Here is a 16,903-nt window from a genome sequence, read left to right as displayed (position 1 = left end):
AGTCTGTAGTTAGAAACGGGCTCAGTCGTATGTTTAAGAAAGCTGATTTGTTTACCAGTTAATAGATTAACTACCTAAATCATCCCCTCTCCCTATACCCAAGGTTTGGTTAGATCAGCAATGTACCCGTATATTCGACGGCTGATACTAGTTGACCAATGAAAGTAAAAAAAGCTGTTATTACCGCAGCCGCTCGCGGAGAACGTTTGTACCCGGTAGCCGATACGATCCAGAAAGGCATGCTTCCGGTTATTGATATAGACGGATTATACAAGCCTGTAATTCAGGCCATTGCCGAAGAAGCTTTTCTGAGCGGCATCGAGGAAATTTGCGTTGTTTGTGCCCCCGGCGATGGCGAACGCTATACGAGCGCCTTCACCTCCCTGCGCGACAATCTTGTCAAATCCTTTAAAAGCGTCGACTGGGCCCGCGAGGAAGCCGACAAAATAGACCATCTTATCAGCCGGATTCACTTTACGGAGCAACAGGAACCCCTGGGCTATGGTCATGCGGTTTATTGTGCCAAAGATTTTGTCAACAACGAACCATTTCTGCTGCTGCTGGGCGATTATTTATATGTTTCGAATATTACCAGCAAACGTTGTGCTGCTCAACTGATCGAACTGGCAACCCAGGAAGAGTGTTCGGTATCGGCCGTAAACCCAACTATCGAACACCAGATCGGGCGATACGGAACCCTCACCGGCAAACACGTCCCGAACATGACGGGGGTTTATCAGATCGACAAAATTATCGAAAAACCATCACTTAGCATTGCCGAACTCGAACTGCAAACCCCTGGTCTGCGGGTTGGCTATTACCTCTGCTTCTTTGGTATGCATGTGTTTACACCTACGGTTTTCGAGATACTGGAGAAACAGATTGCCCAGGGAAACAGCAATATTCTGTTAACGCCTACGCTACAGGAACTAGCCGAAAACGAGAAATATCTGGCACTGGAGGTAAAAGGAAATCGCTACGATCTGAGTGCGCGTAATGGGCTACTTCGGGCTCAAATAGCACTAGGACTGGCGGGCGTAGCCCACGACGAAACGCTAACATCAATGGTAGAGCTTCTGGCCGAAGCCAACACAAGAAAAACAGTGAAATAATAAATGATTGACTTGTTGACTTACGAATCATAATTCAGTCATTCAATCATTCAACAATTCAATCATTACCTTCCATCTAAGAAGCGAATATGAATGTTTTCGTAGAAACAATTACTTCTGCTGATCCTGCTGTCCGTAACCGATCCTTTTTTGAATTAAGCAGAAAGCTCTCTGCCACTAACCTGCTGAAATCGCTCCGCGAACTGGACGAATTCAGAAAGTCTACCACTAATTTATACGATAAAGTACGAGCCATTCTTTTCTTATATGCCGGTTTTCGGTTTTTTCTGATGGATGCCAGAGAAACACCGGCAATTGGCAAAATTCCCTATACCGGTTTCGAAGATTTGCTATCCCGCCGATTTGAACAGGCCATTGCTACATTCCTGCACGAACTCGACAAACAGGGACCGAATGCTATGCTGTTTAGCGCTCTGGCCGACAGTTACCATCATCTGTCGTTTCAGATTCTGGCCGACCAGGTTCGCAAAAGCGTTCGGTCGAGTAAAGGCAATCAGTGGATGTTTCGCGTTGGCCATCAGGACGAACACCCGATTCGGATTCACCCAAAACTCCTCCAACGCGCCGATAGTTCGCTCTTTTACCCGATTCTTCACGAGCAGACATCTGTGCGTATGGATCTGACCCACAGCGGCTGGTCGGATATTTTCTTTCTCGGCATGGATTATCCCGAAGGGGCCCGCGTAATCAATATCTCGATAGATCTGGGAGTTTTTGGGCGCGACAAAGATATCCGCCCACCCCTGCATTGTTATGTGCGGGTTATTTCGGAGCCGGTTCTTCGGCTGACCAGCGTTGATTTAAATACCACAAAAGACGTTCATGATCTGGCCGATCTGTTCAATTTCGGAAACGATTACCTGAGCCTGATTAAAGCCGGGGTTATTGCATCGGGACTGATTCCGCCATCGTTTGAGGGAACAAACCAGTCGCTGGCCGATATTCTGAGTCGTGTGGTTGCACCAGGTATGGGTATCGAACTCGTTACGAAAGTAAATGATATTCCGAAAGGTTCCCGCTTTGCCGTGTCGACCAACCTGCTGGGCTCGATCATCAGCCTGCTGATGCGGGCTACGGGCCAAACGCGCAATCTGGAAGGTGGCCTTGAAGAGAGCGAACGACGGCTGGTAGCTTCACGGGCTATTCTGGGCGAATGGATTGGTGGTTCGGGCGGTGGCTGGCAGGACTCGGGCGGTGTCTGGCCAGGCATCAAAGCCATTCAGGGTACATTTGCGCAGGAAGGCGACCCGGAATATGGCATCAGCCGGGGCACACTGCTACCGCGTCACCGCGTATTGCAGGGCGAGGCCGTACACCCCGACATTCAGGAGAAAATCATGAACTCGCTGGTGCTGATGCACGGTGGCATGGCGTCCAATGTGGGCCCAATTCTGGAAATGGTATCCGAAAAATACCTGCTCCGGGGCGAAAAAGAATGGGCCGCCCGGCAACAGACAAACCAGATTTTTGATAACATTCTGGCCGCTATCAAAGAAGGTGATATTAAGAAATTAGGCGCCAATACTGCCCGAAACTGGGAAGGGCCTATCAAAACTATCATCCCCTGGGCCTCTACCTATTTCACCGAGCAGATCATTGCCAAAGCCAAAAAACAGTTTGGCGACGACTACTATGGCTTTCTGATGCTGGGCGGCATGTCGGGTGGCGGTATGGGCATGTTTGTGAATCCGGCTCAATACGAAGATTACAAAATGCAGGTGCTGGACATTCTGCGAAAAACCAAGAATGAACTGTCCGACTCGCTGCCCTTTGCCATGGAGCCGGTCGTATACAACTGGAGCATCAACCCAAAAGGTACCTGGGCTAGTCTGCACAAAGGAAATGAAGCCCTGATGCCCGAGCAATATTATGGCATTCATGTATCGGAGCTGGTACGGAAAGAGCCGGGGTCAATTCCATACATCCGCCGGGCCGAAATCGACTATTTCACAACCTACTGCGAACAGAACAATCTGGCGTATCCGCTCCTGCGCACCATTGTCAGCAATCTGTTTAAAGTGTCGGACCCAACGTCGCAGAGCAACCGAAGCGTTGAGAACGAAAAAGCGGACCGGATCAAGAAGGAAAACGGATTCGACTATATTCAGCACGAAGAAATTCGGGAAGAATTGCAAAAAGGCCGAATTGGTCTGGCACGTAACCGCCTGCTGGCCGAAACAACCATCGAAGATGTAAAGCCAGAAGACATTGCTCAGCTAGAGGCCCTATCGTCTTATGCGCAGGTTGGTGAAGAAGCCATCCGGGCGGGCAAAGTTGGCGTACTGAGTCTGGGAGCCGGAGTGGGTAGCCGCTGGACCAAAGGGGCCGGGGTTATTAAAACCATCAACCCTTTCGTGGAGATAGACGGTGTTCATCGGAGTTTTCTGGAGATTCACATGGCCAAAACCCGGAAACTGTCTCAGACGTATAACGTGCTGATTCCGCACCTGGTGGCAACGAGTTACCTGACGCACGGACCTATTCAGAAAAAACTGGAGCAGACAGGGAATTTCGGTTATCAGGGCTCAACCTATCTGTCGCCGGGGCGGTCTATTGGGCAACGTTTTGTGCCGATGGAGCGCGATTTGCGGTTCATGTGGGAAGAAATGCCGCAGGAAACTCTCGATGAAAATAAGCAGAAAGTTCGGGATGCAGTTCGTCAGTCGATGATTGGCTGGGCCAAATCGAAAGGCGAAGGCACCGATTACGTCGATAACATTGCGGCCCAACGGTTTTCTCCACTTGGACACTGGTACGAAGTATCGAACATGCTGCGCAACGGCACACTGGCAAAACTGCTGGCCAAGCACCCTGAGGTTGAAACACTCATGCTGCACAACATCGATACGCTCGGTGCCGACGTTGATCCGGCTGCTCTGGGCTATCATCTGACATCGGGTAACATGCTTACCTTTGAGGTTGTGCCCCGTCGGATTGAGGACCGTGGGGGTGGGCTGGCGCGTGTCAACGGCCATATCCGCCTGCTGGAAGGCTTAGCGCAACCCCGCGAAGAAGATGAGTTGAACCTGAGCTATTACAACACCAATACCACCTGGATTCAGGTCGATTCGCTGCTCCAGCTTTTTGGCCTCACCCGCAACGATCTGCAAAAAGGAGATGAAGCGCAATTGGCCAAAGCCGTACGAAGCGTTGCGCATCGGATTCCTACTTACGTAACCATCAAGGATGTTAAATATCGTTGGGGTCACGGCCAGGAAGACATTTACCCGGTTGCGCAGATTGAAAAGCTATGGAGCGATATGTCGGCCCTGGCCGACGTGCAATGTGGGTATATTGACGTACCTCGATTCCGGGGGCAGCAAATGAAAGACCCCGCTCAGCTCGATTCGTGGGTAACCGATGGTAGCAAAGATCATATAATATCGCTGTGCAGTTTCGTCGGTTAATTGAATGTTGGATGTTATTTACCTTCGGCCTTATTCGTTAATAGAGATGTAAGCTACTGGGCTTAACCGGGGTTTTATTGTCCACAGAGGCCCAGAGTCCACAGAGAATACCTGCAACTGACTAAAACTCCGTGGACTCTGTGCCTCTGTAGACAATGACTAATGACGCCGAATGACTATCGACCACTATCAATCGTCGTGAATGGGCAATTGTATTGTTACGGTTGTTCCTTTCCCCATTGTCGACTGAATGGTCAACTCACCCCGATGATGTTCAATAATCCGTTTGGCCAGCGTTAGTCCCAGGCCAAACCCGCGAGCGCTCCCCACGTTTCCGGCTCGCATCATTGGAATAAATACATTGTCCAGATCGTCGGCCGGTATACCAATTCCCCAGTCTTTTACCTGAATTTCGATTCTTCCCGGCACATAATCCAGTTTCAGATCAATGGGTTTACCATTCGCATACTTACAGGCATTATCGGCCACATTACCAACTGCTGTTTGCAACAGATTCGGGATACCCCGCACCTGCCCTTCGGTACTGTTGGCAATAAAGGCATCGGAAAACTGAACGTGAATCACCTGTCCGGGATAAGCCTGCTCCAGCATTTGCACAGTGTCCATCACCAGATCGGCCACATTAACCTCTTCCCAGAGAGCCCCCGAATCGATTCCTTCAATTTCGGCCAGTTTGAGTAAGGCATTAGCCAGATCGATAGCCGTGTTGAGTCTCGTCAGAGCAATACCTACGCTGATCCGAACGCCCGGCAGCATGTTTTCATAGGCCATCGCTGTTTCCAGATGCCCTTTCACCACAGCCAGTGGGGTTCGGAGTTCGTGCGATGCATAGTTAACAAACTGGTGCTGACTTTTGGCCAGTTCCTGCAACCTGCCTAATAGTGAATTAAACGAGCCCGCAATCCGATTTGCTTCATTAGGCCGTTTGCCCATTCGAAGTCGAAAGGCGAAATCATCAATGGGAGCCTGGTCAATTTGCGTAATCAGCCGGTCGAATGGTCGCATGGCCCGATCGGAAAGCCACAGCCCGCTTAGCGCAATTACCAGCAACGCCAGCACATTACCCACAACCAGACTGAGTACCAGCGACCGCCCAGCCTGATGACCATGTAAATCATAGGCTGTTACGATAGCAACATAGGTTTTACTATCCTGAACAAACGCCAGAGCAACACCTTCTTTCTGGCTCGTCCAGGACGGAGTTCGATACCTGAATTTGATCAGGTGTTCCTGCCTGACTTTTTCCAGAAATTTCGGAGTAGGAACATAATCGTTTTCTTCAGCCGACGAATAAATAATAGTGTCGTCCTGATCGAACAGAGCCTCATACTGCTCAGTCAGCGTAATGATGATAGTGCCCCGAAAGGTTGGCCGGTCGGTCAGAAACGTTTTCGTTGCTTCGGCCCGCCGTTCGAGCCGACTCATAAACAGCGTGTATCGGTAACTACTGTAGGTCGTATAGATAAACAGCGAAAACAACGCAAACAACGTGACCACAACAACCGTAAAGGCAATGGTTATCCGCTGGCGAATGGTCATGATTCGTACCGAAGTTGATAGCCCATACCAATCACTGTATGCAACAATTTCGGCTCAAAATCCTTGTCGATTTTTCGACGCAGGTAGTTAATGTAAACGTCTACAATATTGGTATTGGTGTCGAAGTTCAACTCCCAAACTTGCTGAAGGATGTCGATCCGGTTAACGATCCGTCCGGCATTCCGCATCAGGTATTCGAGCAGCGCATACTCACGAGCAGTTAGCGCGATCAGCTTTCCGGCCCGAGTAACCAACCGGGCATCGACATCCAGTTCCAGATCGGCCATTTTAAGTTTTGTTGAGCGCACATCAACCGATATGGGCCGTCGGGCAAGGGCTTTCAGACGAAGCACCAGTTCCTGAAATTCAAACGGTTTGGCCAGATAATCGTCGGCACCCGCACCAAAACCAACTACTTTGTGCGATAAGCTCCCCAAAGCCGTCAGCAATAGAACCGGCACCCCAGGCCGCGTTTTTTTGATGTGTTCGCATAATTCATACCCATTGATGCTGGGCAGATTCACATCAAGCACTACCACATCAAATGCTCGTTCGTCGATGGTAAGTTTACCGATAAAGCCATCGTAAACTACCGTCACCTGCATACCTTCAGCTTGTAGTCCTTTTTGAATAAAGTCAGTTAGATTAGCGTCATCCTCAACTAATAAAACAGTCATAATGTAAGTCGATAGTCCTTCTTACAACAAGTCGAAAGCGGCCATAGGTGCGACCAGATACGAATTATAATCAACTATTAATCTGGTAATAGCCCTCATAAAACTCCACCAAAAAAGCAGACTATACCTTTTTTCGAGTCTAACGCAGCCTTTGATTTTGTCTTACGCTCGTTATATTTGTTTAACCATAACGAAGTTAGACCTTTCTGGGCTATCTCGTTTCTGATTTCCATTGCGAGTTCATGAAAAAACTGGTTCTTTTCTTTTTACTTTGGCCTGTTGGCCTTCGGGCCCAAACAATCCGGGTGGCGGTTGCCGCCAATGCCCAGTTTGTTATGGAAAAACTTCGAATGGAGTTCCAGAAAAAAACGGGTATCACCGTAGAGTCGATTGTCAGCTCATCGGGCAAACTCACTACGCAGATTCAGCAGGGTGCTCCTTACGATGTGTTTTTATCGGCCGATATGAATTACCCGGAAACGCTTTTCAGGCAAAAGCTGACTCAACAGGCTCCCCTTGTTTATGCTTACGGCACGCTTGTTCTCTGGACAATGGGCAACCTGCCTCTGTCGGCAGATCTGAAAATGCTGCAAAATCCGGCCGTACGGCATATTGCCATAGCCAATCCAGCCAAAGCGCCTTATGGCGAAGCGGCTGAGAGTGTACTCAAACAAGCCCGATTGCCCCAATCCATCCGTACCAAAATCGTCTATGGCGAAAGCATTGCTCAGGTCAATCAGTATATTTTATCAAGATCGGCAGAAGTCGGCTTTACGGCAAAATCGGTTGTGCTGGATTCGAGTCTGAAAGAGCGCGGCCACTGGCTTGAGTTACCATCTAAAAGCTACTCGCCCATTGCCCAGGGTGTTGTTGTACTAAAACGAACCAGCGAAAGCAAGGCGGCTCAGGAATTTGTTCAGTTTTTGCGCGGCCCGAATGCCCGCCGTATTTTGCAACAGTTCGGCTATCGTGTACCCTAAGGGTTTACGGTTTATGCTTGCTCCGCTTATCAGCATACACCCTTCTTAGGCAGCGCAACCGTAAACCGTAAACCATAAACCGCCCCCTCTCCTATGCCCATTGACTGGGAACCGATCTGGCTTACGTTGCGACTGGCCAGTATTACTACAGGAATTTTATTGCTGCTCGGCATACCGCTGGCTGGCTGGCTGGCCCTTAGCCAGTTCCAGCTTAAACCGGTGGTCGAAACGCTGATTAGCCTTCCGCTCGTACTCCCGCCATCGGTAGTTGGTTTTTATTTATTGCTCGCCTTCAGCCCAACAAGCTGGCTGGGAGCCTGGCTGTTGCACACAATTAATGTTCAGTTGGTTTTTTCGTTCGAAGGCCTGGTAATTGCTTCGCTGCTCTATAGCCTGCCTTTTATGGTTCATCCGATTCAGGCCGGACTCGAAAACTTACCCGCTTCCTGGCGCGAAGTGGCGTACACCCTCGGCCAATCGCCAACCCGCACGCTCTGGCGTGTTTTGCTTCCGAACTGTAAACCGGCTCTGCTGACCGGAATTGTGCTGTCGTTTGCGCATACCATCGGCGAATTTGGCCTGGTGCTCATGATTGGCGGAAACCTGCCCGGTCAAACCCGCGTTGCCTCTATTGCTATTTACGATGAAGTGGAGTTATTACATTTTGAGTCGGCACATACCTACGCGGCCCTGTTGCTGGGAATCTCCTTCCTGGTTCTGCTTTTGGTTTATGGCATTAACAAACGCGTTACCGTATGATTCGACTGGATGTGACTATGCCACGATTATTTTCGGAAGGCGTAACAGAGCTTCAGGTTCAGTTTACCCTCCCAACCGGAAGCCTGACTGCGCTGGTAGGGCCGTCGGGCTCGGGAAAGACAACGCTGCTGCGGTTGCTGGCCGGGCTCGAAACGCCCAAACGTGGTCAGATTGAGGTTAATGACAGCCTATGGCTCGACACCGACAGGCGCATTAATCTTGCTCCGCAACAACGGTCAATCGGGTATGTTTTTCAGGATACGGCCCTCTTCCCAAATATGACCGTACTGGAAAATATTCAGTTTGTAACCCCTCCGCATAGTGAACGACTGCTCGATCAACTTATTCAGGAAACCGGGCTTGAACCCTTCATCCGGCAGAAACCAGCCGCCTTGTCGGGAGGCCAGCGCCAGCGCGTTGCGTTGGCCCGCGCCCTGATCCGACGCCCGGCACTGCTGCTACTCGACGAACCCTTTGCTGCCCTCGACCCAGTAGCCAGTCAGCAGCTTCGGCAGTTAGTATTAAAGCTTCATAACCATTGGGGAACAACAACTTTGTTGGTGAGCCATTACGAAACGGATGTGCGGGTACTGGCCGATCGGGTTATTCGGCTTACCCAGGGTCGAATTCAAAGCGACCAGCCCGTGCTGAAAACCCTCACCGGCAGCCCTCAATCGGAACAGATCCGGTCCATTTCTTTCGATAATACTCAACAGGAATGGGTCGTTGAAACCGATACGCTGTCGTTACGCTCAACAAACCCGGCCTGGAGCCAGCTTAAGGTGAACGACTTTATCCAGCTCACATTTTAACTTACGACCGGTTCAGGATTAACGCTACTCCCGCGACATGGCGATCACGATTGCGCCGATAGCCATCAGGGCAGCTCCGGCCAGTACTTGCCAGTTCACTTTTTCTTTTAGAAATACAACAGCCAATAGAATAGAAAATACCAGCGACACCTTATCGAGCGAGGCAACCCGAGCGGCATCGCCTAACTTGAGTGCCCGAAACGATAGTAGCGACGACAGGCAGGTAACAATGCCCGCCACGATCAGATAGATCCAGACTCGTCGCTCGATGCGGGCTACCTCCGGCAAATTCCCCTGGCCGATCACCACCCCCCAGGACACGATTAGAATCAACACCGACTGGATGGCAAACGCCAGACTCGAATCGACATTTTTGATACCCGCTTTAGAGAGCGTAACCACAATGGCCGTTGCCACTGCGGCAAGTATTGAAAATAGTATCCACATAGGTTAATGCAAACGAAGTGTCGTTATGCATCAACCGAATGTGATACCAGAAGGTTATGAAGATCGACATCCCAACCTTTGACAATTTTTATAACCAGCCTGTTGACTAAACCTGATTCATAGCCTGTAACAAAATAAAGTGCCACCAAACTGGTCAGTTTGGCGGCACTTTATTGAAGAAAGTCTGATTTGCGGCCCTTTACTGTCCTGGCCCCTTCAGGTATTTGTCCAGAAATTCCCGGATGGCTTTATAGGCTGTTATTTCATTCTCTTTTTTCACAAAACCGTGCCCCTCATCCGGAAACGTTACGTATTCGACCGGCACACCGTTCTTCTTTACATTCGCCACAATTTCGTCCGACTCCACCTTCAGAACCCGCGGATCATTGGCTCCCTGAATAACAATAAGTGGCTTTTTGATTCGGTCGGTATGAAACAACGGCGACTTGTTGTAGAGCGCAACAGAATCTGTTTTCGGATGACCGATTTCTTTATAAAGAGCTTCGCGCTGGGGGCCCCACCATTCGGGCATACTGTTCAGCGTACGAATCCAGTTGGCCACGCCAAAAATGTCGACCCCAACGGCAAAGGCGTCGGGCGTAAAAGCCAATGCAGCCAGTGTCATGTAGCCGCCATATGAACCACCCATTATCCCGATCCTGGCGGGATCAACATAGCCGGTTCCGGTCAGAAATTTCTTCGATTCCACACAGTCTTTCAGGTCGGCATCGCCATGTTTACGGTCATCGGCGGCATAAAACGTTTTGCCATATCCCGAGCTTCCCCGGTTATTTACGGCCAGCACCACATAGCCATTATTGACCAGATATTGCACCAACGGCGAATAGGTCAGGCGTGTTTGGCCGCCCGGCCCACCGTGAATTTGTAGTATGGCGGGTAGTTTATCGCCTGCTTTTACCGTGGTCGGTTTATAGAGCAACGCCGGAATTTCCATTCCATCGAACGACCTGAACCGGATCACTTCGCCCGCCACCAGATCGTCGGGGTTGATTTCAGGATTCAGGCCCCGAACCAAGGGAGTTGCCTTAGCCGTTTTTAACTCATACGAATACAGTGTAGCCGGTGAGTTGGAGCTATTCACAAAGAAAATCATACGATCTTCTTTATCTGCAATGGTGACCCCTGTTACATCGCCACCGGGCAAAGCAGGAAGCGTAAGAGGCTGACCAGTACGGGTATCGATAATTTTCAACTCGGTTCGGGCATCGTTGTTGACCGACAACACCCGATAGCGCCCTCGATACGATGGATAATCGCCCGAAATATCCCAGTTCGCTTTGTCGAGCAACTCCCATTGGCCTGTGGCCAGATCATAGGTTTTTATATAGGTAAACTCATTGCCTTCGTTGGTAGAGATCAGCAGCTTTTTGCCATCAGGAGTAAAGCTTTCCGGCCCATTTTTCACGTCGCCTTCGTGCCTGGTCAGCAGTTTGGCTTCTTTTGTTTGGGTATCGTACAGATAAACGTCGCTATTTGTAGTTGTTGAGGGTTTCGACAGGGCAATGTAGCGTTTATTAGGCGACACATCACCGGGGAAAAAGCCACCCGGATTTTCAAAAACCAGTCTGGGTTTTAGTGTAGCAAGCTCCATCTCATATAAATCGAATGCGGCCCGGTTGCGCTGATTCGACTGATAGAAAAAGCTTTTTCGATCGTGGCTCAACCCAGAAAACTGAAATTTTGCCTTTTCGGCGGGTGTCAGATCAGAAACGGCACCGTCTTTTTCCCGCAGATAGATGTGATTCAGCTCATTACCTCCCTGATCGCTACTGTACAGAATGCGTCCATCGGGTAAGTAACCAATGGTAAAAATGGCATCGGTTTTCGAAAAAGTGAGTTGCTTAGGTTTCCCATTTCCGTCGAACGGCATTTCGTAGAGGTTGAAAACGCCATCCTGGTTGCTACTAAAGAGCACGGTCTGCTCGTTGGGCGAAATGTCGGCCCCACCGAACCGAACGGTTTTCATAAATTGCTCGATGGTGTATTTGCGGTCGGCCGTTTTGCGAGGCCCCGGACCAGCCAGTAGACTAGTGGCAAGCAGCGATAAACTAATTGCCAGCATCAGTAGCCGGGTTTGTTGTTGTTTCATCGTCAGGAGAGTTTGCTGGTAAAATGTATCATACAAAAAGCTACTTTATTGATTAACAGTCAGGTAAAGCTAGCATTAAACAGCAAAATTCGAAATAACTGTCTATCTTTTGCCTCAATGGCAGCAATCCAGCAAAAACGGTATTCATCATTGTTCATAAAAATGGATCGAACGAAAAATTACCATCACAACCCGATTAATCTTGTCATTGGTTTATTAGCCATTACAATGTATTTGCCAATGTTCAATGACTGATAACTACTGGCTTTTAATTGGTATTTTCTGGATTTATTCGGGAGTTTATTCGGCCTAGCAGGCAATACACAAAATCTTCAATAAATTGAAGGTGCGAATCCCCAAACGCATCAACTAACTATCTTTCTGCTTTCTTAACTACAACTTTCTCATGAAACATTGTTGTACGGTACTGTTTTGTTTAAGTATCAGCACCGGAGTTTTTGCCCAACGGTCCTATTATGGCACCGAAGAAAAATGGCCTGAGCAAGACACAGCCAGTAAATTTTATACCGTAAAAGGCGAGCGACACGGCATCAGCTATTTTAAAAAGCACAAGTTTAAAGACGTCCAGTACACGCCCGGCGCAACGCTTAAATTCGATACCTATCATACCCCCGAGGTGATGTATTACTGGTGCCGCAAATGGGCCGAGCAATACCCCAATCTGGTCGATTTATATGAAGTAGCCAGGAGTTACGAAGGGCGCCCGATTCTGCAAATGACCCTGACCAATAAAAAAACGGGAAAACACACCGACAAGCCTGCTGCTTACTTCGAAGGCGGTCGACACAGCGGTGAAGTGACCAGTAGCGAAGCCGTTCTGTGGCTGGCCAAACACCTGCTCGACAACTACGGCAAAGATGCAGCCATAACCCAACTGCTCGATAGCAAAACGATTTACCTACGGCCCGAAAACAACCCCGACGGTGCCACCATGTATCTCTTTACGGCCCAACGAAACCGTAGTTCTATCCGTCCGACCGACAACGACCGCGATGGTTTATTCGATGAAGATTCAGAAGACGATCTCGACGGCGACGGTGTTATTTACCAGATTCGGAAGAAAGCGGTTACCAAAGAAGAACTGGAAAAAGCAGATTATGTCGTCGATCCAAAAGATAAGTCAGGCCGCTTGATGAAGCGGGTTCATGCCGGGCAGGGAACGCATCTGGTTTATACCGAAGGTATTGATAATGACGGTGATGGCAAATTCAATGAAGACGGTATCGGTGGTCTGGACAATCACCGGAACTATCCCGAAAACTGGCGGCCCGATCAGGGTGGCGATTTTACGGGTCGCGGTTATACGCAAAATGGAGCCAGCCAGTTTCCGCTCAGCGAACCCGAAACCCGCGCTACCTTTGTGTGGCTGATGGGTCATCCGAACATCACGGTCGTTAATTCGATGGATACCAGTGTGCCGATGCACCTGCGCCCACCCTCCACATCGGCCAGTGCCGAAAGTATGTTTCCGGCCGACGAAGCCATCTATAAGCATATGGATAGCCTGGGGCTTTCCATTACGGGTTATCCGTGGGCGGGTGATGTGTATGAAGTCTATAATACCCGGCGCAAAACCAACCGTTTGACAGGCGACCCGTCGAAACCAGAACCCCTGTTTGGGCATGGTCCTGATTTTGGCTATTTCCAATACGGCGCGGTCTGGTATGGCGATGAACTCTGGAACAACGGAGCCATGAAAGATTATGATGGCGATGGCGACCGCGACGAATACGATGCGCTGATGTGGGACGATGAAGCCAATGGAAAACGTGGTTTCAAACCCTGGACCAAAATGACACATCCGCAGTTAGGCGAGGTAGAGATTGGGGGCTTCAATCCTAAGTTTTTCTCGCAAAACGGACCCGCCTGGATTTTAGATAACTGGATTTCGAAACAGTCGCAGTTTAATCTGGCGATGGCTAAAGAATTACCCCAGATCGAACTGACCGATGTGACGGTAACACCGCTGGCGAATAATGAATATGAGATAAAAGCAACCTGGACCAATTCGGGCCAGCTACCGGTAGCGCTCGAACAGGCCAAACGCGTTAAAATGGTTCAGGAAGATCGACTCGTGTTAGACATTGACAAAGCATTACTGAAAGGCGATAAGGATGCCAAAGTAGTGATTACCCAGCCTGCCTTATTCGACAAAACTATCTATACAGGCTATACGAACATCGGTGAGAAAAAAGAGGCTGCCTTCCACGTAAAACTCAATCAGCCGGGCAGTGTTAAAGCCAAACTGAAGTTACTGTCGACCCGTGGTGGTTATAAAGAAAAGGAGATTACGATCGGTAAGTAGTTGATTCATACTATTTTTTTCAATTCAATAGGGAGGCCGTAGAGTCTCCCTATTGAATTTCTGTTTCCATTCTTACTGGCTTATTGTCTGTTTTATCAGAAGTTATAATGCTGCTGGCCTGAATGGCAGAAAGGAATTCCAGCCTCCATGCAACCGAACACAGGCGTTGTTCATCTAGTGGTTAACCGAATCCATTTAAACAACCATTGCTATGAACCGCTTCGTCGTAGTTGCCTGTATGGTATACGTTTTCAGTTCCTGTTCTTTTACCAAAGAATGGCAGGGAACCTCAACAGCACACGTCACAAAAGCCGACTTTAAAGATATGACCGGAAAGCAGGTATTTACGCTTCACGTCCCCAACAACGATACCTATCTGGCCTATGCGTTTAAAGAGCTCAGCGGTGATCTGGAAGCCACCATCAAATCGCCCTCCGATTATGTGTATTACAAAAAAATTGACCGATCAGACGCCAGCACCATTCATTTAGTCAATCAGAAAGGGGCACACTATGAAGTGTCGATTAAGGGCAAACATGCTTCTGGAACGTTCGATGTACGATTTACCTCCATTGCTCGGTAAGTTCATCGTTTTCGGGCAATAGCTGGCTAGTTATCCAGCAGGAATCTCTCCCGGAGGCTATAGCTACCGGGAGAGATTCCTGTCATAACGCCCTCATCCAGTAGACCATCGCCTTGGATGTTGCAATCGTTTCGCCAATATCCGGCCAGTCGAGTGTACTGCGTAGCGACTCCTGTTTAGTATACCCCCGCTTTTGCCAGAACACATCGTTTGGTCGATAGTTGGAGGGTTGAGCCGGATGGTTCGGCCCACGGTCGACAGCACAAAAGCAGGTTGTGGCGAATGTTCCGAAACTACGGGCGTGAGCTTCCCGCTCATCGAAGAAACGATGACCCAGCCCTTGCCCACGAAAGGCAGGCAACAAAATACTTTCACCAAAATAAAAGATGCGGCTAACGTCATACTGAGCCTGTTCGAATGGTCGGCGAATGTCGGCGGTTTCATCGCTTAGAGGAATAGCAGTGGTAGCACCTACCATCCTATTTCCATCGTAAACGGCAAACAGGAACGACCGTTCCGACAGCATGTAGGTCTGAAGATATTCTTTCTCGTAGTCGACTGATCCCTCATAGAGGTAAGGAAAATCGCGAAATACGGCAATTCGCAACTGAGCCAGCCCGTCGAATACCGACTCTAGCTCGGGTCCTTTTCGGGTAATAAACGACAACGATCGCATTCGGCTACTCAGAAACCAGTTTAATCCAGAGAGGCAGGTTATAGTAAGTAGTTACCCGCGTAATTTTTCCGGCTTTCACGTCCAGAAATGCCGCTGCCGGTAACCGATACGGCTGATTGTGCGCTTCGGGCAAACCCGGTTCGCTCTGTTTATAAATTCCGTTGACCATAAACTCAACCGCCACCCGCGAGTCGGTTGGCTCGGTCAGGAATACCATATCGGTCAGGGTTTCTTCGTAGGCCGTATCCATTATTTTCATAAACTCGGCAAATTTTTCCAGCCCGATCCGCACCTCACCCTGGTTTGGTTCATGACGGATGGTAGCGTCCAGCAACGCCATCATACCATTCCAGTTTTTCTGATTGAAACAAGCGTAGTATTCTTTAACAATATCCAGAGCAGTCATGTAACAAAAAGTAAAAGGATTGAAAGCGGCAAAGATACAGAGCGATTCCCATGCGGATTTGCCTATTGCAGCAATAGAATTGTATTTTCGTAGCTAAAAGCTGGCTACTTACTCGTTTATAGCACTTGAGCAGAAGAAAAAATATACCAGTTTTTGGATTAACGCCATCCGCCAAAGCTGGTTTACACGTCCGGTCTATTACCCATCAGTCGGTGAACGAACCACCCGAACATGCTATTGATATTGCTCATCGCGATAACTCCTACATGCTCTTTGTTCTGAAAAATGGTAGCGGACGGGTGCTCATTGACTTTGAGGAATATCAATTTTCGGGGCCTGCTTTCTGCCTCATTCGTCCCGAACAGGTCCATAGCGTACTGGATTATCTGTATCCCGAAGGCTGGCTGGTTTCGTTCGATCCGGGTTTACTGGCACCTGAACTGGTTCCGCTCATTCAGGTTGTGAATCTTATCTCGGTGCCGGCTTTCAGAGCCGAAGAGTTGGCTACTATCCATAGTCTGGCTGGTTTACTCTGCACCTTTTTCGAGTCGGAATATTCCCGGCCATTTACTCAACAAACTTTGCTAAACTCGCTGGTAAGTGCTATTTGTGATCTCTATCAGGCGGTTAGGCAAACATCGGAACACGCCGAAAACCGGCCCGACGAAATAGTTGCGGCCTTCCGAAAGTTAGTCGAAACCCGGTATATCGACTGGAAACGTCCGACCCAGTATGCCGAAGCGCTTCATCTGTCGCTTAATCACTTAACCGATACAGTCAAACAGAAAACAGGCTTTCCGGTTTCTTACTGGATTCAGCATCAGACAATGCTCGAAGCCAGGCGCCTTCTGTTTCATACACAAAGCCCAATTAAAGACATTGCCTATCAGTTAGGGTTTCCCGATCAGCATTATTTTTCCCGCTTATTTCGAAAAGCTACCGGACAAACTCCTCTGTCCTTTCGCCAGTCATTCCACGATTTATCCACCAGAACCCTGCTTTAAACCATTTTTTCAGCTAAGTTCTC

At 49.1% G+C, this 16,903-nt stretch carries 14 protein-coding genes; 8 read left to right on the top strand and 6 right to left on the bottom strand.

Features of this window, described 5'->3' with window-relative positions; genetic code table 11:
- Nucleotides 1-158: 158 nt before the first annotated feature.
- Together WBJ53_RS12035 and WBJ53_RS12030 are read left to right on the top strand one after the other, a co-directional pair.
- On the top strand, nt 159-1,112 hold the full coding sequence (locus WBJ53_RS12035) for a sugar phosphate nucleotidyltransferase (RefSeq protein WP_338876367.1): 954 nt from the start codon (nt 159-161) through the stop codon (nt 1,110-1,112).
- Nucleotides 1,113-1,201: 89 nt separating this feature from the next.
- Nucleotides 1,202-4,540: a UTP--glucose-1-phosphate uridylyltransferase gene (locus WBJ53_RS12030; protein WP_338876366.1), complete on the top strand. Its 3,339-nt coding sequence runs from the start codon at nt 1,202-1,204 to the stop codon at nt 4,538-4,540.
- Between the two features lie 189 nt (nt 4,541-4,729).
- Here the strand turns inward: WBJ53_RS12030 and WBJ53_RS12025 are convergent, their stop codons facing one another.
- Complete coding sequence (locus tag WBJ53_RS12025; protein ID WP_338876365.1) at nt 4,730-6,100, bottom strand: HAMP domain-containing sensor histidine kinase; 1,371 nt, start codon at nt 6,098-6,100, stop codon at nt 4,730-4,732.
- Nucleotides 6,097-6,777 carry a response regulator transcription factor gene (locus WBJ53_RS12020; RefSeq protein WP_338876364.1) on the bottom strand — a complete coding sequence of 227 codons (681 nt, stop codon included), beginning with the start codon at nt 6,775-6,777 and terminating at the stop codon, nt 6,097-6,099. Before WBJ53_RS12020 ends, WBJ53_RS12025 begins: the two co-directional genes overlap by 4 nt.
- Before the next feature lie 242 nt (nt 6,778-7,019).
- On the opposite strand from WBJ53_RS12020, the gene modA reads away from it, so the two are divergent.
- The 3 genes from modA (at nt 7,020) to WBJ53_RS12005 (ending at nt 9,328) form a co-directional block, all read left to right on the top strand.
- Entirely contained in the window at nt 7,020-7,757 is a 738-nt protein-coding gene (modA, locus tag WBJ53_RS12015; protein ID WP_338876363.1) for a molybdate ABC transporter substrate-binding protein, read from the top strand.
- A gap of 93 nt (nt 7,758-7,850) precedes the next feature.
- Nucleotides 7,851-8,516, top strand: a complete 666-nt coding sequence (modB, locus tag WBJ53_RS12010) for a molybdate ABC transporter permease subunit (RefSeq protein ID WP_338876362.1) — start codon at nt 7,851-7,853, stop codon at nt 8,514-8,516.
- Entirely contained in the window at nt 8,513-9,328 is an 816-nt protein-coding gene (locus WBJ53_RS12005) for an ATP-binding cassette domain-containing protein (protein ID WP_338876361.1), read from the top strand. Before modB ends, WBJ53_RS12005 begins: the two co-directional genes overlap by 4 nt.
- Nucleotides 9,329-9,352: 24 nt before the next feature.
- On the opposite strand, the gene WBJ53_RS12000 is transcribed toward WBJ53_RS12005, so the two are convergent.
- The gene (locus tag WBJ53_RS12000; RefSeq protein WP_338876360.1) at nt 9,353-9,775 is read right to left on the bottom strand and encodes an EamA family transporter; all 423 of its coding nucleotides are present in this window, start codon (nt 9,773-9,775) and stop codon (nt 9,353-9,355) included.
- 199 nt (nt 9,776-9,974) lie between these two features.
- A complete protein-coding gene (locus tag WBJ53_RS11995) occupies nt 9,975-11,885 on the bottom strand; it encodes a S9 family peptidase (protein WP_338876359.1) in 1,911 nt (636 codons plus the stop codon).
- Nucleotides 11,886-12,291: 406 nt separating this feature from the next.
- On the opposite strand from WBJ53_RS11995, the gene WBJ53_RS11990 reads away from it, so the two are divergent.
- Both WBJ53_RS11990 and WBJ53_RS11985 read left to right on the top strand, forming a co-directional pair.
- On the top strand, nt 12,292-14,211 hold the full coding sequence (locus tag WBJ53_RS11990) for a M14 family metallopeptidase (RefSeq protein ID WP_338876358.1): 1,920 nt from the start codon (nt 12,292-12,294) through the stop codon (nt 14,209-14,211).
- Between the two features lie 211 nt (nt 14,212-14,422).
- Nucleotides 14,423-14,794: a hypothetical protein gene (locus WBJ53_RS11985; protein ID WP_338876357.1), complete on the top strand. Its 372-nt coding sequence runs from the start codon at nt 14,423-14,425 to the stop codon at nt 14,792-14,794.
- A gap of 82 nt (nt 14,795-14,876) precedes the next feature.
- On the opposite strand, the gene WBJ53_RS11980 is transcribed toward WBJ53_RS11985, so the two are convergent.
- Nucleotides 14,877-15,470 (bottom strand): GNAT family N-acetyltransferase, encoded by a 594-nt coding sequence (locus WBJ53_RS11980; RefSeq protein WP_338876356.1) that lies wholly within the window; start codon nt 15,468-15,470, stop codon nt 14,877-14,879.
- A 4-nt stretch (nt 15,471-15,474) separates the two neighbouring features.
- Nucleotides 15,475-15,876 carry a nuclear transport factor 2 family protein gene (locus tag WBJ53_RS11975; protein WP_338876355.1) on the bottom strand — a complete coding sequence of 134 codons (402 nt, stop codon included), beginning with the start codon at nt 15,874-15,876 and terminating at the stop codon, nt 15,475-15,477.
- Nucleotides 15,877-16,001: 125 nt separating this feature from the next.
- Between WBJ53_RS11975 and WBJ53_RS11970 the strand changes: the two genes are divergently transcribed.
- Nucleotides 16,002-16,880 carry an AraC family transcriptional regulator gene (locus tag WBJ53_RS11970; protein WP_338876354.1) on the top strand — a complete coding sequence of 293 codons (879 nt, stop codon included), beginning with the start codon at nt 16,002-16,004 and terminating at the stop codon, nt 16,878-16,880.
- Nucleotides 16,881-16,903: the final 23 nt, after the last annotated feature.

Source organism: Spirosoma sp. SC4-14, from assembly GCF_037201965.1.
GTDB lineage: Bacteria > Bacteroidota > Bacteroidia > Cytophagales > Spirosomataceae > Spirosoma.
Note: the sequence above shows the minus strand (reverse complement) of the source record. Positions and strands in the feature narration are given on the sequence as shown.